This is a genomic window from Bacillus sp. UMB0728, from assembly GCF_002858875.1.
Classification (GTDB): Bacteria; Bacillota; Bacilli; order Bacillales; family Cytobacillaceae; genus Bacillus_AB; species Bacillus_AB infantis.
In genome coordinates, this window is sequence record NZ_PKLA01000003.1 from 794,994 (window position 1) to 814,328 (window position 19,335).

The 19,335-nt window shown below is 46.8% G+C and carries 18 protein-coding genes and 1 riboswitch; of the genes, 1 reads left to right on the plus strand and 17 read right to left on the minus strand.

The features are described from left to right. Window positions 1–15: 15 nt before the first annotated feature. The 10 genes from rph to CYJ37_RS15080 form a co-directional block, all read right to left on the minus strand. Window positions 16–759, minus strand: coding sequence for a ribonuclease PH (rph, locus tag CYJ37_RS15035; protein ID WP_101550476.1), 744 nt, complete (start codon window positions 757–759; stop codon window positions 16–18). Window positions 760–874: 115 nt separating this feature from the next. Further along, complete coding sequence (locus CYJ37_RS15040) at window positions 875–1,960, minus strand: GerMN domain-containing protein (protein ID WP_101550478.1); 1,086 nt, start codon at window positions 1,958–1,960, stop codon at window positions 875–877. 529 nt (window positions 1,961–2,489) lie between these two features. After that, the gene (gene recQ / locus CYJ37_RS15045) at window positions 2,490–4,649 is read right to left on the minus strand and encodes a DNA helicase RecQ (protein WP_180827361.1); all 2,160 of its coding nucleotides are present in this window, start codon (window positions 4,647–4,649) and stop codon (window positions 2,490–2,492) included. Window positions 4,650–4,856: 207 nt separating this feature from the next. Continuing rightward, on the minus strand, window positions 4,857–5,657 hold the full coding sequence (racE, locus tag CYJ37_RS15050) for a glutamate racemase (protein ID WP_101550482.1): 801 nt from the start codon (window positions 5,655–5,657) through the stop codon (window positions 4,857–4,859). Window positions 5,658–5,667: 10 nt separating this feature from the next. After that, window positions 5,668–6,129 (minus strand): MarR family winged helix-turn-helix transcriptional regulator, encoded by a 462-nt coding sequence (locus tag CYJ37_RS15055; protein WP_022544251.1) that lies wholly within the window; start codon window positions 6,127–6,129, stop codon window positions 5,668–5,670. Window positions 6,130–6,356: 227 nt separating this feature from the next. Further along, a complete protein-coding gene (gene gerE / locus CYJ37_RS15060) occupies window positions 6,357–6,581 on the minus strand; it encodes a spore germination transcription factor GerE (protein ID WP_009796032.1) in 225 nt (74 codons plus the stop codon). Between the two features lie 260 nt (window positions 6,582–6,841). Then, complete coding sequence (locus CYJ37_RS15065; protein ID WP_022544252.1) at window positions 6,842–7,306, minus strand: acyl-CoA thioesterase; 465 nt, start codon at window positions 7,304–7,306, stop codon at window positions 6,842–6,844. 121 nt (window positions 7,307–7,427) lie between these two features. Continuing rightward, window positions 7,428–8,189 (minus strand): succinate dehydrogenase iron-sulfur subunit, encoded by a 762-nt coding sequence (gene sdhB / locus CYJ37_RS15070; protein ID WP_009796030.1) that lies wholly within the window; start codon window positions 8,187–8,189, stop codon window positions 7,428–7,430. A 3-nt stretch (window positions 8,190–8,192) separates the two neighbouring features. Then, on the minus strand, window positions 8,193–9,953 hold the full coding sequence (sdhA, locus tag CYJ37_RS15075; protein ID WP_009796029.1) for a succinate dehydrogenase flavoprotein subunit: 1,761 nt from the start codon (window positions 9,951–9,953) through the stop codon (window positions 8,193–8,195). 107 nt (window positions 9,954–10,060) lie between these two features. Next, on the minus strand, window positions 10,061–10,669 hold the full coding sequence (locus tag CYJ37_RS15080) for a succinate dehydrogenase cytochrome b558 subunit (RefSeq protein WP_009796028.1): 609 nt from the start codon (window positions 10,667–10,669) through the stop codon (window positions 10,061–10,063). A 393-nt stretch (window positions 10,670–11,062) separates the two neighbouring features. Between CYJ37_RS15080 and CYJ37_RS15085 the strand changes: the two genes are divergently transcribed. Then, complete coding sequence (locus tag CYJ37_RS15085; RefSeq protein ID WP_101550607.1) at window positions 11,063–11,512, plus strand: YslB family protein; 450 nt, start codon at window positions 11,063–11,065, stop codon at window positions 11,510–11,512. A 112-nt stretch (window positions 11,513–11,624) separates the two neighbouring features. Here CYJ37_RS15085 and CYJ37_RS15090 read toward each other — a convergent pair whose 3' ends face one another. The 7 genes from CYJ37_RS15090 to CYJ37_RS15120 form a co-directional block, all read right to left on the minus strand. Beyond that, window positions 11,625–12,857 (minus strand): aspartate kinase, encoded by a 1,233-nt coding sequence (locus CYJ37_RS15090; RefSeq protein WP_101550609.1) that lies wholly within the window; start codon window positions 12,855–12,857, stop codon window positions 11,625–11,627. A gap of 146 nt (window positions 12,858–13,003) precedes the next feature. Further along, a riboswitch (Lysine riboswitch) is annotated at window positions 13,004–13,183 on the minus strand. A 69-nt stretch (window positions 13,184–13,252) separates the two neighbouring features. After that, the gene (uvrC, locus tag CYJ37_RS15095; protein WP_101550484.1) at window positions 13,253–15,025 is read right to left on the minus strand and encodes an excinuclease ABC subunit UvrC; all 1,773 of its coding nucleotides are present in this window, start codon (window positions 15,023–15,025) and stop codon (window positions 13,253–13,255) included. Between the two features lie 259 nt (window positions 15,026–15,284). After that, window positions 15,285–15,599 (minus strand): thioredoxin, encoded by a 315-nt coding sequence (trxA, locus tag CYJ37_RS15100; protein WP_009796020.1) that lies wholly within the window; start codon window positions 15,597–15,599, stop codon window positions 15,285–15,287. Window positions 15,600–15,871: 272 nt separating this feature from the next. Next, window positions 15,872–16,849 carry an electron transfer flavoprotein subunit alpha/FixB family protein gene (locus CYJ37_RS15105; RefSeq protein WP_009796019.1) on the minus strand — a complete coding sequence of 326 codons (978 nt, stop codon included), beginning with the start codon at window positions 16,847–16,849 and terminating at the stop codon, window positions 15,872–15,874. A gap of 38 nt (window positions 16,850–16,887) precedes the next feature. Then, entirely contained in the window at window positions 16,888–17,661 is a 774-nt protein-coding gene (locus tag CYJ37_RS15110) for an electron transfer flavoprotein subunit beta/FixA family protein (protein WP_009796018.1), read from the minus strand. 151 nt (window positions 17,662–17,812) lie between these two features. Next, on the minus strand, window positions 17,813–18,586 hold the full coding sequence (locus tag CYJ37_RS15115; RefSeq protein ID WP_022544255.1) for an enoyl-CoA hydratase: 774 nt from the start codon (window positions 18,584–18,586) through the stop codon (window positions 17,813–17,815). A gap of 52 nt (window positions 18,587–18,638) precedes the next feature. Then, window positions 18,639–19,223, minus strand: a complete 585-nt coding sequence (locus CYJ37_RS15120; protein WP_009796016.1) for a TetR/AcrR family transcriptional regulator — start codon at window positions 19,221–19,223, stop codon at window positions 18,639–18,641. Window positions 19,224–19,335: the final 112 nt, after the last annotated feature.

Here is a 19,335-nt window from a genome sequence, read left to right on the forward strand (position 1 = left end):
TTCATCTCCCTGGATTTACTTTGCGATCTGTGAGCTGATTTTTTCGCCGAGCACTTGCTTTTGAATATCAAACAGCCTGCCTACGCCTTCTTCCGCCGCTTTTAACAGCTCCGTCAGCTGGCTCGCTGAGAATGTTGCTTCTTCTCCTGTACCCTGGAGTTCCACAAATTCGCCATTGCCTGTCATGACCACATTCATGTCGACTTCCGCCTTGGAATCTTCAGCATAATTCAGGTCAAGGACTACCTGTTTGTTTTCAAGGATTCCCACACTTGTAGCTGCAAGAAATTGCGTAATCGGGAATTTTGACAATTTTTTATTGCTATACAGCTTTTCGACAGCAATTGCCATTGCGACAAATGCGCCTGTGATGGAAGCTGTCCTTGTCCCGCCATCGGCTTGGATAACATCGCAATCCAGCCAGATTGTTCTTTCACCAAGTGCCTCAAGGTCCACGACTGCCCTTAATGCCCGTCCGATCAAGCGCTGTATTTCCATTGTGCGCCCGGTTATTTTCCCCTTTGCGGCTTCACGGATATTTCTTTGCTCTGTTGCCCGGGGCAGCATACTGTATTCAGCCGTAATCCACCCTTTTCCTTCCCCTCTCATAAATGGGGGCACCCGCTCATCTATGCTCGCTGTGCAAATCACCTTTGTATTGCCCACACTGATCAGCACTGAACCTTCAGGATGCATTAAATAATTCGTTTCAATATGTATCGGTCTTAACTGCAGCTGTTCACGCCCGTCTTTCCGCATGTTCATTCCTCCTTCGAACCTGTTCCGGCATGTATCCGGAATCCAATAAAGAAGAGGCGGCAAATAATTGCCTACCTCTATCCTTGTCATTATATAGTATATCAAAAAAGTTTTTTTAAAAACTACCTGTATTCACATTTTCAGGCCGTGTAACCGGTTCTGTCAGCTTTTCGCCATTTTCATCTACCAGCTCTGCCTTTCCATTTACAGTGACTGCTACACTTTCAATGCCCTTTTGTTCAGTCAGGGACAGTACTAATGAATTAAGCAGGTGCTGGGAAATGATTTTTTCTTCAAAGCTGCCATAAACGGATTCATTGAAATCCAATGTTGCCAGACCGTTTTCGATCTTAGGGTCGCCGAGCAGCTCAACCTCCGGCATAAAGTCTGTAAACAAATTGGATGTGAAGCTAGGGCCTTTGACAAGCTCCTTCACTACCGCTTCAACCTGATTGTCTTCCTGTGCGCTGATGCGCTTTGTCACAGGAACATAATAGTAGGCGCCTTCTTCACCGCCCAGATAATAAACCGTCAGGGATTTTGTATTAGAAATATCCACTGCATCGGACGTGTCCATATTGATGCCCTTTGACCTGGACAGGGTTTCGCTGATCGGCGTCCCGTTTACAGGCATTTCTGTCAGAGCATGGCCATTCATCTGGAGCTTTACTTTCTCGATCGAATCGAATTGTGTGAGGGTCCAGGTAATAGATTCAAGAATTTTTTCTTCATCCTCGGCCTGATAGTCCCCGAACTCTTTCGAGAAATCAACGGTAGCCACCTTATCCTTCACGTTTACGCTTATTTTCGTATCTGCAGGAAGGACGGCCCTGAAGTCATTCGGCAGCATATCGGTAACTGGCCCGTTCTGCACGAGATATTCCAGCGCCTGTGTAGCAACAGACTCTGTTTTCGGCAGAGTTAGCGTCTGCGGAACTACATAGCCATTTTTATCAACCAGATATAATTCGGTCTGGACAGACCCCTCCACCTCTGCCTCTTCACCTGACTTCTCTGCCTCAGTTTCAGCTGTTTCCTCAACAGATGTTTCCTCAACAGCTGTTTCATCCTCTGTATAGCTGACCTCTTTCGGAGGATCGATCTTTTCTTTTTCCCCGATCCCGAACAGCCCGCATCCGGATAAAAGCACAGAAGAAGCCAGTACGGCTGAAACCATTGTTGTCTTTTTATTTATAGACATATTGAATCCCTCCCAGAACAGTTTGTACTACATATATACGAGCCTTCCGGAAAAATAGACCCGTGAGAGAAAAAAAAATAGGACAGCTGAAATGTGGAGGGCGCTTGCTTAGCCCCGACAAGCATAAGCCACTTAGGAATAAAAGGCGTTCTTTGCCTTTAATTTCTAAGTGGCTTATGACTCGAGGGGCTAGCGCCCGGAACTGGACAAAACTGAAATGTGGAGGCGGCTGTTCAGATTAGAGGAACGCAGGGCTAAAACCGCTACGTCCTGTGGCAACGCCTGCATGACCCGCGTCCTGCGGGCCCAGCATAAGCCGCTCCAGGATAAAAGGCGTTCTTTGCCTTTAATCCTGGAGCGGCTTATGACTCGAGCACCTAGGAGCCGGAGCTGGACAACGAAATGTGGAGGGCGCTTGTTCTATTAAGGAACGCGACTAGGAACTCCAAATCCAGCGCCATGCACATGCGCCGCTTTCTGCCCAATCCAAAAAAGCAGACCCTGTAAAGGCCTGCTTGTTTTACCATATTCATGATGTGACGGCTGCTTCATTTTTAATCAGTACTGCTTTGATTGTAAAATAGTCGATTTCATCCCCGAGGAGCTCTTTAATGGGCTTAAGCTTTGTATCTCCGCTTTCCACGGCTGCCGACATGATCTTCTGCTCTGTTTCCTCATCAAACAGCTCAGACCAGTTGAAAGGATTCCCTTCAGTCACTGCCCGGAGGACATGGTTCTGGACGGTCACTAAAGAAAAGCCGCGCTGCTTGGCAATCTCTTTTATGCCCATCCCCTCCATATAGTGCTTGTAGGAAACCATATAGCTTGGCTCCTCATCAACCTTGAGCCTGTCCGCCTGTTTTTCCTCTTTCGGGGGGAGGGCAGACGGCGGTTCAATATTGTTTTCCTGCATATATAATTTGATTTCCTCAGCGAACATGCTGCCGTATTTATCATACTTCATCTGCCCGACGCCTTTGATCTGCAGCATAGACTCTCCATCAGCCGGGTAATACTTGCTCATTTCGCGCAATGTGCTATCAGGGAAAACAACATATGGCGGGATTTTCCCCTGTTCAGCCACCTGCTTCCGCAATGCACGCAGCCGTTCAAACAGGTCATGATCCCCTTCAGCTTCGGGCTTCTGTTCGATTGCCTTTGTTTTGCGCATCATGATCGTTTCCTGTCCCTTAAGAACCCCTTGGACCCTTGATGTCAGCATGATCACCGGATACTTCCCGTCTGTCAGGCTGAGGAAGCCTTCAGCAAGCAGATAGTTAATAACAGCAGCAATTTCTTTTTCTGCACGATTTCGCATCAATCCATAGGTAGACAACTCATTGAATTTCATATCACGGATTCTTTTATTATTGGAACCTTTCAGCACCTGCGCTGTCAGACTCACGCCAAAGCGCTCACCCATGCGCTTTATACATGAGAAGATCATCTGTGCTTCAAGCGTAATATCAATCTTCTCTCTGTCATCCATGCAATTGCTGCATTTTCCGCAGCGGCTTTCATCGCTTCCATGGTCGAAGTACTCAATGATGTAGGATTGAAGGCATTGCTCTGTATGGCAATAGTTCACCATCCGGTTCAGCTTGCTGAATTCAAGCTCCCTGTTCCGGCTGTCAAGGCCGGTTTCCTCGATCAGGAACTTCTGCAGCTGGATATCCTGCTGGGCAAATAGAAGGATGCATTCACTCTCCTCCCCGTCACGCCCGGCCCTGCCGGCTTCCTGATAATAGGCCTCAATATTCTTCGGCAGGCTGTAATGGATAACAAAACGGACATTTGATTTATCAATCCCCATGCCAAACGCATTGGTGGCCACCATGATGTCTGTCTGGTCATGGACGAAATCATTCTGGGCTGTTTTCCTGTCTTCCTCATTCATGCCGGCATGGTAGCGTGAAGCCGGGATGTTTTTCCCCTGCAAAAATTGCTGCAGCTGATCGGTTTCCTTGCGGCTCGAGGTGTAAATAATACCCTGCTGTCCTTGATGCTTACGGATATAACTTGCAATGAATTCTCTCTTGTTGACGCCTTTGGCCACTTTAAAAGCAAGGTTTTCCCTCGCGAACCCGGTAATGAATATATCTTCGTCCCTGATCTGCAGCAGCCCGCAGATATCATTGGCCACATCCTCTGTCGCAGTTGCGGTGAGCCCGACAAGGATCGGTCTGCCGTTCAACTGCCCGAGCGCAGGAATAATGGAGCGGTAGCTCGGCCTGAAATCGTGGCCCCATTGGGAGATACAATGTGCTTCATCGAATACAATCATCGAAATATCGATGGAATTCAGCAGATGGATGAAACCAGTGGAATCAAAACGCTCCGGCGCAGCATAAACCAGCTTATACTCTCCATTCCGGATCCCTGAGGTCCTTTCCATCAGCTCCTGCTGAGTGAGGCTGCTGTTTATGAAAGTGGCGGACACGCCTGCTGCAAGCAATGCGTCTACTTGGTCCTTCATTAAAGAAATGAGCGGGGAAATGACGATGGCGGTGCCAGGCATCGCGAGTGCGGGAATTTGAAATGAGAGGGATTTTCCTCCTCCTGTCGGGAGGATGCCAAGAGTATGGCGGCCATTCATGACATTCTGAATGATTTCTTTTTGGCCATTACGGAAGGTGGAATAGCCGAAATATTGCTTGAGCAGCTTTTCCGCTTGTTCTATCAATATCATCACCTTTTTCTTTTAGAGATACTAGAATTGTACCATTTTCGGAAGCCTTATGCCTTTATTTCTGCTATTAACTTTTGGCATTGTTAAACATTGCTGTTGATTTTGGGCTCATATCAGCTGTTCTGAAATGAGCCCAAAATCAACAAGGTACAATAACAAAGCCTGACTTTTTAAAAAATTGAACAGCAAAAGCCCCCAAAAAGGAGGCTATGCTTCCAGCTTTATTTTTTCTATATGGTCAATGGGCCTTTGCAGCCATTGGCCCGCAATCTTCGTAAAAATGCTTATGGATCCTGTCGCAAAATATTTATGGACAGGCTCGTCCGCACTTTGATTGAGCAATCCCCGGTAGTCCAGTATGGTGCTGACTTCCCTTGCGGTCTCTTCACCTGAGCTGATCACTTTCACACCCGGCCCCATGATATTTTTAATCAAGGGTTCAAGCAGCGGGTAGTGCGTACACCCAAGGATCAGTGTATCAAGATCCTTGTTCCTTAAAGGCTTCAAGGTTTCAGCAACAATTTTCTTGGCTACAGCACTCCCATATTCCCCGCTTTCCACAAGAGGGACAAATTTCGGGCAGGCCAAAGGTTTCACACATACCTTCCGGTTGATTTGCTTAAGGGCCTTTTCATAGGCTTTGCTGTTGACCGTGCCGATCGTGCCGATGATTCCGATCTTATTGCTTTTGGATACCTTTAAAGCCGCCCTTGCCCCGGGATAGATGACCCCAAGGACAGGAATGGGGAGCTTTTCCTGTATTTCCTCAAGCACGACCGCAGTTGCCGTATTACAGGCAATCACAAGCATTTTGATATCCTGAGTCAATAAAAACTCAGTCATCTGCCATGTAAACCGCCTTACTTCTTCAGCCGTCCTCGGCCCGTAGGGGCACCGGGCAGTATCTCCCAAATAAACGATATTCTCATTCGGCAGCTGCCTCATGACTTCTTTTGCCACTGTCAAACCGCCGACCCCTGAATCAATGATCCCAATTGGTTGCTTCAAACATACCGCCTCATTTTTCGCGCATATCTTGGTGTAATTGCGTTAAGTTGTTCTTCAGTACGGTTACTTCATCCTTGGAGAAATTCTTGAGAACCTCGCGCAAGTAGATCTGCCTCTTCACGATAACCTCTTCGATGATCCGCTCTCCCTCCGGCAGCAGATGGATGCGGACGACCCGCCTGTCATTCGGGTCTTTCACTCTCTGGACGAGCTCGTTTTTTTCCATTCTGTCCACAAGGTCTGTCGTTGTACTGAAGGCTAAATACATTTTATTAGAAAGCTCGCCGATTGTCATGTCCCCTTCCTCGTGCAGCCACTGCAGGGCAACAAACTGTGGGGGCGTAATTGTATAATTGCTTAATATTTCCCGGCCTTTTTGCTTAATGATGCCGGATATGTAGCGAAGGTCTTTCTCAATATCTGCAACAATATCAATCGTTTCTTTTATGTCTTTATTATTTCCATGCGTCATCCCATACAACTCCCATTTAAGCAATTCCAGTCTTTATGCAGGCGGAAAGATTGCAGTTCTTTGCTTTATTGTCTACTTTTTTCATCCAATTTTCAAGATGGAAATCCAGGCAATGCAAAAAATGCGTCAATTCTGCAGACTGCACGTCCTGCCTGCAGGCTCTCCCCTGCAAAACTGCCCTATAAAATATGATAACCGGCAACCTTATCCAAGATTGCCGGCCATAATCAAAGTTCTAGCTCTCCCATTCGAAGGAGCTCTACAACGGCTTGAGAACGCCCCTTAACGCCAAGCTTTTGCATAGCATTTGAAATATGGTTGCGAACCGTCTTTTCGCTAATAAATAGTTCACCAGCGATTTCTTTCGTTGTCTTGTCTTGAACTAATAGCTCGAATACTTCTCTTTCACGTTTGGTGAGTAACGGCTTGTGAGTATATTCGTTCTCCTTCAAGTATTGTAACCCTCCTTGCCTTCGCCAGCTATGAACCGCGGGATGGGTATATATTTAGTCACCATATCATATGTAATCTGTACTGGCGGAGTGACTGCATTTACTGGAAGGAGAGATTATTTTTTCTAAAAGGGCTATTGCCTGGTTTAGTTGGGGGTCCGCGCCATACAGCCACATGATTTATGATTCATGCTCCATACACCTGCTCCCCCAATTATATGCAGCTGCAGGAGCAGGTGTGAAAGAACTGCTCCTGCGGCTTAAGCGTGGATGGTTTTTCCGGCTGTAAGAAGATTCCTCATTCCCTCGGTCCAGGGTACGCCTTTTCCTGTTTTCCTGGAAATTTGCACGATTGTCCCCCTGCCCGCAAAGCAGACTGCTCCATCTTTCCGTTTTGCCATATAATGAAGATCTGCTGAAGACCGCCCAATGCTTTCTGCTTTTACATGGATGCTGAGGCTTTCATCGAAAAATACCTGCTTCAGGAAATCGCACTGCAGATCGGCTACAACAGGAATCGTTTCGTTCCCAGGCTTCACCCATTCCTGCATGAAGCCGATGCTCTTGAAAAACTCTATTCTTGCTTCCTCAAAATATGTGAAGGGAACTGTGTTATTCAAATGGCCAAACATATCTGTTTCTGAAAACCGGACCTTGACAGGATGGGAAAACACAAAGCTTTCCTCCCAAGCCGCAAAGTCATCAACATAATTCATTTTACTCATGACGCGCCTCCAATAATGAATGAACATTCAGTCGTTTTATATTATTATAATTTCTTTCACCGGATTTGGAAACATCAAATGCACAAAAACCCCCTTTCAGCCTGAAAGGGGGTCTGTTCTATTAAGCCTGATCGCTTCCGAAGAAGCTTCTGAATGACTGGATTGTTGTATCCCGGTTCAATGCTGCGATTGAGGTAGTCAAAGGGATGCCTTTCGGGCAGGACTGAACGCAGTTCTGGGAATTTCCGCAATTCGCCAGTCCGCCATCGCCCATGATCTGCTCCAGGCGTTCGGATTTATTCATCTCACCAGTTGGATGGGCGTTGAACAAGCGCACCTGTGATAACGGGGCAGGACCGATGAAATCGGCTTTGCTGTTCACATTCGGGCAGGCCTCAAGGCAAACGCCGCAAGTCATGCACTTGGACAGCTCATAAGCCCATTGGCGCTTCTTCTCAGGCATGCGCGGTCCAGGTCCAAGATCGTATGTTCCGTCAATCGGAATCCATGCTTTCACCTTTTTCAGGGAGTCGAACATGCGGCTTCTGTCTACCTGAAGGTCGCGGACGACAGGGAATGTACGCATCGGCTCAAGCCTGATCGGCTGCTCGAGCTTGTCGACAAGCGCAGTACAGGATTGGCGCGGCTTGCCGTTTATGATCATTGAGCAGGCGCCGCATACTTCTTCAAGACAGTTCATGTCCCATGCAATCGGCGTCGTGCTCTCCCCTTTGGAATTTACCGGATTACGGCGGATTTCCATCAGTGCTGAGATAACGTTCATATTCGGGCGGTAAGCCAGTTTGAACTCTTCTTGATAAGGGGCTGAATCAGGCGAGTCCTGCCGGGTGATTTGAAATGTAACTGTTTTGTTTTCAGACATCGTTTATTTTCCCCCTTTCTTCTTCGTGTAATCACGTTTACGAGGCGTGATCAGGCCTGTATCTACTTCCTCGTAATGGAATTGTGGCGCTGAATCAGGACCAGCGAACTTTGCCATGGTCGTTTTCAGGAACTCATCATCATTACGGTCAGGAAATTCAGGCTTATAGTGAGCCCCGCGGCTTTCATTCCGGTTATAGGCACCAATTGTGATGACCCTGGCAAGCTGCAGCATGTTTTGAAGCTGGCGTGTGAAGACAGCTCCCTGATTGCTCCATTTTGCTGTGTCATTGATATTGATATTTTTATAGCGTTCAAGCAATTCTACGATTTTTTCATCAGTTTTCAATAGCTTATCATTATGGCGGACAACCGTTACATTATCTGTCATCCATTCGCCCAGCTCTTTATGGAGAACATATGCATTCTCTGTTCCATTAAGGGACATGATGCTGCTCCATTTTTCTTCTTCCTGTCTGACATACCTGTCGAAAACGGAAGACGAAACATCTTCTGCACTCTTTTCAAGGCCGGCGATATATTCGAGTGCTTTCGGACCTGCAACCATTCCGCCGTAGATGGCAGACAGAAGGGAGTTGGCGCCCAGGCGGTTTGCACCATGCTGGGAATAATCGCACTCCCCTGCTGCAAATAAACCTGGGATATTCGTCATCTGATCATAATCTACCCACAGTCCGCCCATCGAATAGTGTACGGCAGGGAAAATTTTCATAGGTACCTTGCGAGGGTCATCCCCCATGAATTTTTCATAGATTTCAATGATTCCGCCTAGCTTGATGTCAAGCTCTTTAGGATCTTTATGGGACAGGTCAAGATAAACCATGTTCTCGCCATTGATGCCAAGCTTCTGATTGACGCAGACATCGAATATTTCACGTGTGGCGATATCACGAGGCACCAGGTTTCCGTAGGCAGGATATTTCTCCTCCAGGAAGTACCATGGCTTTCCATCTTTATAGGTCCATACACGGCCGCCTTCACCGCGTGCCGATTCACTCATCAGGCGCAGTTTGTCATCCCCCGGGATGGCTGTCGGGTGGATCTGGATGAATTCGCCGTTTGCATAATATGCTCCCTGCTGATATACGATCGATGCAGCAGACCCTGTGTTGATGACAGAGTTGGTTGATTTTCCGAAGATGATGCCCGGGCCTCCGGTTGCCATGATCACGGCATCCCCTGAGAACGATTTAATCTCCATGGATGTGAGATTTTGAGCAATTACCCCGCGGCAAATGCCTTCATCATCGACGACAGAGCCAAGGAACTCCCAGCCTTCATATTTTGTTACAAGGCCAGCCACCTCATGGCGGCGCACCTGCTCATCCAATGCGTACAAAAGCTGCTGGCCGGTCGTGGCGCCTGCAAATGCTGTACGGTGATGCTGGGTTCCGCCGAAGCGCCTGAAGTCCAGCAGTCCTTCCGGTGTACGGTTGAACATGACGCCCATGCGGTCCAATAAATGGATGATTCCCGGCGCTGCTTCAGTCATGGCCTTTACAGGCGGCTGATTGGCAAGGAAATCTCCCCCGTAAACCGTATCATCGAAATGCTCCCAAGGTGAATCCCCTTCACCCTTTGTGTTGACCGCTCCATTAATACCGCCCTGGGCACAAACAGAGTGAGAACGTTTAACCGGGACAAGAGAAAATAATTCAACCGGAGTCCCTGATTCTGCTACTTTAATTGTTGCCATCAAGCCGGCCAGTCCGCCGCCGACAACGATTACTTTTCCTTTACTCATCATGGCTCACTCCCTCAATACTAGTACAGCTCTATTTCAAACTAAGCCTAAGCGCATTTTCCCCTGCGCTATGCTGAAAATTACAAGATTTAAGCACTCTGAAACTCTTAAACAAATGCCGTGATTGCGCGGATCCCAACGATGGAAAGGGCAATGAAAATTGCGATTGTAACATAAGTGGAAATCAGCTGTGAACGAGGAGTAACGGTGATTCCCCAGCTTACTGCGAAAGACCACAAACCGTTTGCAAAGTGGAATATTGTAGAAATAACGCCGACAATGTAGAACCAGAACATAAACGGATTCGACAAAATATTCTCCATCATCTGGAAGTTGACATCTGCGCCAAAAGCGGCAGCAACCCTTGTCTCCCACACATGCCAGGTAATGAAAATAAGTGTCACTACACCGGAAACACGCTGGAGAAGGAACATCCAGTTGCGGAAAAATCCGAATCTGCCAGCATTATTCTTAGCAGTAAAAGCAATATAAAGGCCATAGATCGCGTGGAACAGCAAAGGCAGGAAGATGACTACCGTTTCTAAGACATATCTGAATGGAAGCTGCTCCATAAAGTGTGCTGCCTTGTTAAACGACTCTTCTCCTCCTGTTGCAAAATGGTTCACTACAAGGTGCTGAACAAGAAACAGCCCAACTGGAATGACCCCAAGTAATGAATGCAGTCTGCGATTGAAAAACTCCCGATTACCTGCCATTGATTTACCCCCCCTGAATTTTGAAGAAATGATGAAAGGCCTTTTCTATGAAAATATTATTTCTGGAAAACAGGTCCTTTCCATCATCGAGAAAATGTTAATTATTCATTTTCTTACAATTAAGTGACATGTCCATTTTACTCCCATAGGAATAGAGCGTCAAGAAAACGGATACATAAAATATATGATATAAATAAAATTTTTAAAATATATTGATATTATATAAAGAACGAAAATCCTCTATTTGGCTATGATTCCTTATGTATAGGAGAATATATTGAAATAGCATTTTTTTCTTATAGGACTGAAGCTGTTTTTTCTTGAATCAGTGCTTTATTTTTATCTGGATTGTATATAATAGAATCATAGAAAGAGGGGAGACGATTGAGCAATATGACATCTGCAGAAACAAAGGCTGAGCACGGGCCGGAAACCGTCCCTGCTTTCGGCTATGAATTGATCCGGGAAGAGATTCTTACCGATATGCTCGGCAAGGATGCAGCCGAAATACTTTATTGGGCCGGCAAAAGGCTGGCAAGGAAATACCCGCTTGAATCAATGGAAGCAGTCATTGAGTTTTTTGAAAACGCCGGCTGGGGAAATCTTGCTGTAAAAGAAGAAAAAAGGAGCGAAATGGAGCTCCAGCTTTCAAGCCCATTGTTCGCCAGGCGCTTTAAGGAAAATCCAGATTGCACTTTTCAGCTCGAAGCCGGTTTTCTTGCACAGCAGCTGGAATTCCAGAAAGAACTGCTCTCTGAAGCCTTTGAGCATCCCAAAAAAAGGGGCGGCCTTGTCCTTTTCACAGTGAAGTGGGATAAAAAAGACCGCATCAGCCCGCTATAATGGATAAGCTGCTGTAAGCATAAAAGAAGGGATGGCACGAAGCGCGGCGCGCATCCGGGAGGAGATCCTTCCCCGATGCATCCAGCCCGGCGCCTCTGCCATCTTTTTTGATTTACACGCTCTTTGCCGGAGTGCCTGACAGTTCGAACGCTTCGTGGAGGGCTTCCACCGCTTTGACCATAGAGCTGTCACTGATGACCGTTGACACCTTGATCTCTGAAGTGCTGACCATCTTGACCTGGATCCCATTTGAAGAAAGCACTTCGAACATCTCCGCTGCCACCCCAGGATTCGACACCATTCCCGAACCGACAATAGACACTTTTGCAAGTCCTGATTCTGATTCAATCCGGTCATATTTCAGTGTATCCCGATTGTTCTCCAGAACCTTAAGCGTTTCTTCCAGATCATCATTTTTAATTGAAAAAGACAGGCTTCCTGTTTGTCCTTCAGCAACACTCTGAATAATGATGTCAACATTGATGTGATGCGCAGCAAGTGTCGTGAAGACAGTGGACAGGCCCTTCAGGCTGTCCTCCAGCCCGAGGATTGCTACCTTGGTGATCGCATTTTCAAAAGCTACTCCCCGTACAACTAAATTTTCTTCCATCGTTGGCTCCTCCTCAATGATCGTTCCTCTTTCCCTTTCAGTGCTTGATCTGACTTCAAGCGGCACTTCATAATTCTTGGCAAATTCCACTGCCCTCGGATGAAGCACACCTGCACCGAGATTCGCAAGCTCAAGCATTTCGTCATATGACAGGGACTGCAGCTTCCTTGCTCCTTTTACATAGCGCGGGTCAGTCGTATAGACGCCTGTCACATCTGTATAAATATCGCACTTATCCGCTTTCAGCACTGCTGCCAGCGCCACTGCCGTTGTATCGGAGCCGCCGCGTCCAAGGGTGGAAATGCTCCCATCTTCTGTTACTCCCTGGAATCCGGCAACCACGACGATCTTTCCTTGATTAAGCTGATTTTGGATTTTCTCCGGATCTATATGTACAATCCTTGCGTTCCCATGCACAGCCTCAGTTTCTATTCCTGCCTGCCATCCAGTGAAGGAGATGCTTTCATAGCCTTTTTCGTTCAAAGCCATGCTCAAAAGGCTGATTGTCACCTGTTCACCTGTTGTAAGGAGCATATCCATTTCACGCTTGCTGGGCGAAGCAGAAATTTCCCTGGCCAGGCCTACAAGCTGGTCAGTCGTTTTCCCCATTGCAGATACAACAACGACTACGTCATTGCCTCTCTCTTTTTCTTCAATTGCGCGCTCTGCTGCATTCATGATTCTTTCTGTGCTGCCAACAGAAGTCCCTCCGAATTTCTGGACAATTAATCCCATCGTTTCTCCTTCTTTCATCTGGATATCGTTTTTCCGGCCGCCTGACATGTAAAAGAGAGGTTATCCATTGCTGATTTGAACACAAAAAAGCAATGAGAATAACCATCCCATTGCTGTGTTTTAAATACATATAAAATATGCCCACACAGTGAGATAGCTCTCCAAGACGGCGCTGTCTTGACAATCCAGTATTTATTCAATACAGGACCAGAAAAGAAAGAAATGAGACTTCCTTTTCTTCGGCAAACATTCCCTTTCAAAGCTTTTCACGGAAACTCATCTTTCTCCAAGCTTTTACTGATGAAGTTTGCACCTCTACCTTCACTTTAATGCTATAAAGTGATATTGCTATAAAGTTGAAATCATTATATCATAGCGTTTTTTTTATATCAATGCTATTCAGATAATTTATTTTTTAATTCCTGTGCGACATTAGCCGGAATTCCGATAGCTGTAAATTCATCCAAGCCGGCTTCTTTCATTTTCTTTACGGATCCGAAGGTTTTCAAAAGCAGCTTCTTTCTCTTCTCGCCAATTCCGGGAATGTCATCCAACAATGACTGGAAGGCGCTTTTTCCGCGGAGCTGCCGGTGGAAGGTGATGGCGAAGCGGTGGACTTCATCCTGGATGCGCTGAAGCAGATAAAACTCCTGGCTGTTCCGCTCAAGCGGTATGATTTCCAGCGGATTCCCATACAAGAGCTGGGAAGTCCTGTGCTTCTCATCCTTGGCAAGGCCGGATATCGGGATATCAAGCCCGAGCTCATTTTCAAGTACATCCCTGACCGATTCAATATGGCCTTTCCCGCCGTCGACAATAATAAGATCCGGAATGGGCAGACCTTCTTTAAGCACCCTGGTGTACCGCCTCCGGACAGCCTCGCGCATGGATTCATAATCATCCGGTCCCTTGACTGTCTTGATCTTATATTTCCTGTATTCGCGCTTTTCCGGTTTGCCGTCTATGAATACAATCATGGCAGAAACCGGGTCAGTGCCCTGGATATTCGAGTTATCAAAAGCTTCAATGCGGTGCGGCGTATAAATGCCCAGCTGCCTGCCAAGATTTTCAACCGCTTTGATCGTCCGTTCCTCATCCCGTTCTATAAGGGAGAACTTCTCCTGGAGGGCAATCCTGGCATTTTTCCCTGCCAGCTTGACCAGATCTTTCTTCTGGCCGCGCTGCGGTTTGAGCACCTTTACTTCCAGGAGCTTTTCTGCCATTTCTTCATTGACCGTATCCGGCACCAGAATTTCACGCGGTTTAAAATGGTTTGCCTTTGTATAGAACTGGCCCATGAAGGTAAGCATTTCTTCCTCAGGCTCTCCGTAAACCGGGAACAGCGAAACATCTCTTTCAATCAGCTTCCCCTGTCTGATAAAAAAGACCTGGACGCACATCCAGCCCTTATCGACGGCAAAGCCGAATACATCGCGGTCAGTAAAATCGGTCGATGTCATTTTCTGTTTTTCCATCGTCGCTTCAATATGGGCGATCTGGTCCCTCAGTTCCTTCGCCCTTTCAAAATCCAATTCCTCTGCTGCTGCCGTCATTTTGACTGTAAGCTCTTTCTTGATGTCTTTGTAGCCGCCGTTCAAAAATCGTGCAATCTCATCGACAATATCTTTATACTGCTTTTCGCTGACCGGCTTGACGCAGGGCGCCAGGCACTGGCCCATATGATAGTACAGGCAGACCCTGTCAGGCAGGGTCGAGCACTTCCTGAGCGGATAGATCCGGTCAAGCAGCTTTTTTGTTTCATTCGCCGCCTGGACATTCGGATATGGCCCAAAGTACTTCCCTTTGTCTTTTTTGACATTCCGGGTTGTGATCAGCCTTGGATGGCGTTCAGCTGTCAGCTTGATGAACGGGTAGCTTTTGTCGTCCTTCAGCATGACATTGTATTTTGGATCATACTTTTTGATCAGGTTCATTTCAAGAATGAGGGCTTCCATATCTGATGATGTGACAATATATTCGAAATCCTCAATTTCATTTACAAGGCGGAGCGTTTTGCCGTCATGTGAACCGGTAAAGTAAGAGCGGACTCGGTTCTTCAGTACCTTTGCTTTCCCAACGTAAATCACGGTATCCTGCCTGTCCTTCATAAGGTAGCAGCCTGGCTGGTCCGGCAGCAGCATCAGCTTATTCTTGATTCTTTCGTTCATATTTTCACCCCCGGTGCAAAATCAATCTATATACACGCATTGCGTTACAATTTAGATGCCGCCCTTCCATTTTAATAAAAATTACAAAAGGAAAAAAGCAATAAAGGAAAGGAGGGCAAGATTACTATTATAAAAATTCCACAGGACTGCGTCAATATTTTCTTTTTTTATAAAAACTTCCAGCCCGGCATCAGGAGACATAAGGCAATATTATACATAACAAAACCCCGGCTCTTAGAACCGGGGCCATCTTCAATGTTTACGCGTGTTTTGAAAGAAGTTCTGAAAGAGCTTCTTTTGGCTGGAAGCCGACAACTTTGTCAACGACTTCGCCATCTTTAAGGACCAGCAGTGTAGGAATGCTCATGACACCGAACTTGCCTGCTGTTTCCTGATTTTCATCTACATCGATCTTGACGATTTTCACTTTGTCGCTCATTTCGCTGTCAAGCTCTTCAAGCACAGGTGCAATCATTTTGCATGGTCCGCACCATGGTGCCCAGAAGTCAGCAAGAACCAGGCCAGAGCCAGTTTCTGTTGCAAAAGTTTGATCAGTCGCATTTGTAATTGCCATAATATATGCCTCCTAAAAAGTATAGAGTTTGCCGGGAAGTCCCGTCTGGATTCAGATTGAACAATACAGTTTTCCCGGGCAGCATATCTATGCCTGGCTGCCCAATCAAACCGCCAGCTCGAATTCTAATGACAGTATATCACCGTTTCCCTGACGAAGCTAATAATCTGTTTCGTCCGTAATATACCCTTTTAACACTGTTATATTCATGGTTTGACCCAGAATTAAACCAGGGGCCAAAAGAGAAAGAGCGGCTCGTGCCGCTCCCCTCATTATGCGTTTACAACGACCTTTCTGAATTCCTCGGTCAGCAGCGGGAGCACTTCAAACAAGTCTCCGACGATCCCGTAGTCTGCCACTTTGAAGATATTTGCTTCAGGATCTTTATTGATGGCTACAATCACCTTTGAATTGGACATCCCGGCTAAATGCTGGATGGCGCCGGAGATGCCGCATGCGATATAAAGATCCGGTGTAACAACTTTTCCAGTCTGGCCGATCTGAAGTGAATAATCACAGTACTCTGCATCACAGGCACCGCGGGAAGCCCCGACCGCTCCTCCAAGAAGATCTGCAAGCTCCTTCAGCGGCCCGAAGCCGTCTTCACTCTTGACGCCGCGGCCTCCTGCTACGATTACTTTCGCTTCAGAGAGGTCCACCCCTTCAGAAGCTTTTCTTACCACTTCTTTAATGATGGTGCGCAGGTCTTTGATTTCAACAGAAAGTGAAGCTGTATCCCCAGTGCGTGACTCATCCTTTTCAAGCGGTGCGATATTATTTGGCCTGATCGTTGCAAAGATCAGCCCGTCTGTGATGATCTTCTTTTCAAAAGCTTTGCCTGAATAAATCGGGCGTGTGAATACGATATTTCCGCCGCTTTCTTCGACGCTGACTGCATCAGAGATGAGGCCGGATTCAAGCTTTGCTGCAATCCTCGGCGACAGGTCTTTCCCAAGCGCTGTATGTCCGAACACGATCCCTTCCGGACCTTCAGAATCCACCACAGCCAGGAGTGCCTGTGAAAAGCCGTCTGAACTATATTGCTTCAGCTTTTCGTCCTCCACAGTAACAACCCTGTCTGCACCGTACTGGATCAGCTCTGCTCCCAGTGCGCTGACTGAATCCCCAATCAGAACGCCGACAACCTCGCCTCCTTCAGATGCAATTTTGGCAGCTGCAATCGCTTCGAACGATACATTCCGCAATGATCCGTCCCTGACTTCGCCCAATACCAATACTTTTCTAGCCATTTTGTGTACCTCCTGAGTATTTATTCTGTATCAATGAATTAAATGACTTTCGCTTCAGTGTGAAGAAGGCTGACAAGCTCTTTGACCTGGTCTTCAAGGTCGCCTTCCAGCACTTTACCGGCTTCCTTCTTCGGAGGGAGATATATTTCGATCGTCTTTGTCTTCGCCTCTACATCATCTTCTTCAAGGTCAAGATCATCCAGCTCAAGCTCCTCAAGCGGCTTTTTCTTCGCCTTCATGATTCCCGGCAGAGAAGGATATCTCGGTTCATTCAAGCCCTGCTGAGCTGTAGCGAGAAGAGGAAGGCTTGTTTCAATCACTTCAGAATCACCTTCAACATCCCGGACAATCGTTGCTGTTGTACCGCTGATGTCCAGTTTCGTGATAGTAGTGATATAAGGGATATCCAGCAGCTCTGCGACACGAGGGCCAACCTGGCCTGAGCCGCCGTCAATGGCCACATTTCCTGCCAGGATCAAATCGGCTTCTTTGTCCTTTAAGTATTCGGACAGGATCTTGGCTGTTGTGAACTGGTCTCCGGCTTCCACATCATCTTCCGTGTTGATCAGTACCGCTTTGTCAGCTCCCATCGCAAGTGCGGTCCGGAGCTGCTTTTCAGCTTCCTCCGTGCCTACAGAAATGACCGTGACTTCGCCGCCATGCTCATCCCTCACCTGGATCGCTTCCTCGACGGCATATTCATCGTACGGGTTAATGATGAATTCTGCGCCATCTTCATTGATCTGTCCGCCCGAAATGGAAATTTTCTCCTCGGTATCAAAGGTTCTTTTTAATAAAACATAAATGTTCATTATGTTCCCTCCCAAATTGATAGGTTAGATGAATCGAATAATTGTTTGCGTTTACATTTTAGAAAAAAATATCAGTTTAAAAGATTGGGAAAATTCAAGGCGGAGTAAATCCCCAGCCAAGAAGCTGAGGGAAACACTCTCTTTGCAGCAGTTATTTTCCTTTAAAAGCAGGCTCTCTTTTTTCAATGAAAGCCGAGATCCCTTCCTGCCCATCTTCAGAGGCGAACACTTTTCCAAAGAGTTCCGCTTCTTTTTCTACCCCATTATAAAACTCAGCATGCTTGGAATGGCTGAGAAGCTCAATTGCCGCTTTCAGCGCAATCGGACTCTTCCTGGCAATTTTCTTTGCCATATTAAACGCATTTTCCAGCAGCTCTTCTTCAGGGAATGCATGGTTGGCCAAGCCATACTGGACTGCCTGGATGCCTGTGATCGGATCACTTGTGAACAGCATTTCCGCTGCCCGTGCAGATCCTACCAGCCTTGGCAGCCGCTGTGTGCCGGCAAAGCCCGGGACAAGACCCAGCTGAAGCTCTGGAAGGCCCAGCTTGGCTGTTTCGGAAACAAGCCTGAAATGGCAGCCCATGGCAAGCTCGAGGCCCCCTCCAAGCGCAGCTCCGTGAATGGCGGCAATAATCGGCTTCGGAAATGATTCCATCCTTTCGAACAGATCCTGGCCGAACTTGCCCAGTTTAGAAAAGTCGCCGCTGGACTCTACCTCTGTAAATTCTTTGATGTCAGCGCCCGCTGAGAAGAAACGGCCTTCCCCATGGATGAGGACCACCCTGACCTCGTCAGTTTCTTCAATTTCATCCAATACACCGGAAAGCTCTTTAAGCACGCCGGAAGAAAGTGCATTTGCAGGAGGCCGGCTGATTGCAATCTCGGCAACCATATCCTGATGCGACCAAGTTAAATACTCCATGTTTACCCTCCTATAATCGTCGGTTTACTCTTATTATCAGAGTCTGCCTGCCCTAACGGCTGGAACAGCCGTGCACAAGCAGTTTATGGACAGCAGGGGCCAGATCAGTCAGGCTGTACTTTTGGTCGTTCATGACCCAGGTCGTTACAGTTTCGTCTATTGTGCCAAAAATCATCTGTCTGGCCAGCCTGATATCAAGCGAGGGTGAAAATTCCCCGGTTTCAATTCCTGATGCAAGTATCTGATCGATCGCCTTTAAATAGCCTTTCAGCACGTCATTGATTTTTAAGCGCAAATCCTTATTGGACTGCCTTAATTCAAGTTGGGTGACAATGGCCAGATGGTGATCTTCAGATAAGAGCTTAAAATGATTTTCGACCATCATTAATAATTTCTCTGTGGCTGAGTCATTTCCTGCAATATTCTGTTCGATTTTTTCAACAAAAGATCCCATTTTCTCTTCAAAAAGTGAAATCAGGATATCTTCCTTATTCTTAAAATATAAGTATATCGTCCCGTCAGCCACCCCGGCCTGCCTCGCAATTTTCGAAACCTGGGCCTGGTGGTAGCCGTTTTCTGCTATAACCACTACAGCAGCCTCAATAATTTGCATATATTTTGGTTTATTCTTCTTCAACATTTTTCCCCCGTTCCATTTATCAAAAAGCGCAAAGAAAGGGATAATGCTGTCATGCAGATTGTTCCTTTGTGCTAAAATGAATGAACCATCATTCATATTTTTATAATAG

Bases quoted from the DNA above. Each gene is read 5' to 3' on its own strand.
- CYJ37_RS15110 (WP_009796018.1), bottom strand. From the start codon at position 17,661: ATGAACATTTATGTTTTATTAAAAAGAACCTTTGATACCGAGGAGAAA.
- trxA (WP_009796020.1), bottom strand. From the start codon at position 15,599: ATGGCAATTACAAATGCGACTGATCAAACTTTTGCAACAGAAACTGGC.
- uvrC (WP_101550484.1), bottom strand. From the start codon at position 15,025: ATGAACGAAAGAATCAAGAATAAGCTGATGCTGCTGCCGGACCAGCCA.
- recQ (WP_180827361.1), bottom strand. From the start codon at position 4,649: ATGATATTGATAGAACAAGCGGAAAAGCTGCTCAAGCAATATTTCGGC.
- CYJ37_RS15040 (WP_101550478.1), bottom strand. From the start codon at position 1,960: ATGTCTATAAATAAAAAGACAACAATGGTTTCAGCCGTACTGGCTTCT.
- CYJ37_RS15090 (WP_101550609.1), bottom strand. From the start codon at position 12,857: ATGGGATTAATTGTCCAGAAATTCGGAGGGACTTCTGTTGGCAGCACA.
- CYJ37_RS15065 (WP_022544252.1), bottom strand. From the start codon at position 7,306: ATGAGTAAAATGAATTATGTTGATGACTTTGCGGCTTGGGAGGAAAGC.
- rph (WP_101550476.1), bottom strand. From the start codon at position 759: ATGCGGAAAGACGGGCGTGAACAGCTGCAGTTAAGACCGATACATATT.
- CYJ37_RS15115 (WP_022544255.1), bottom strand. From the start codon at position 18,586: ATGGAGTATTTAACTTGGTCGCATCAGGATATGGTTGCCGAGATTGCA.
- sdhA (WP_009796029.1), bottom strand. From the start codon at position 9,953: ATGAGTAAAGGAAAAGTAATCGTTGTCGGCGGCGGACTGGCCGGCTTG.
- CYJ37_RS15105 (WP_009796019.1), bottom strand. From the start codon at position 16,849: ATGGCTAGAAAAGTATTGGTATTGGGCGAAGTCAGGGACGGATCATTG.
- CYJ37_RS15085 (WP_101550607.1), top strand. From the start codon at position 11,063: ATGACATCTGCAGAAACAAAGGCTGAGCACGGGCCGGAAACCGTCCCT.
- sdhB (WP_009796030.1), bottom strand. From the start codon at position 8,189: ATGTCTGAAAACAAAACAGTTACATTTCAAATCACCCGGCAGGACTCG.
- CYJ37_RS15055 (WP_022544251.1), bottom strand. From the start codon at position 6,129: ATGACGCATGGAAATAATAAAGACATAAAAGAAACGATTGATATTGTT.
- CYJ37_RS15080 (WP_009796028.1), bottom strand. From the start codon at position 10,669: ATGGCAGGTAATCGGGAGTTTTTCAATCGCAGACTGCATTCATTACTT.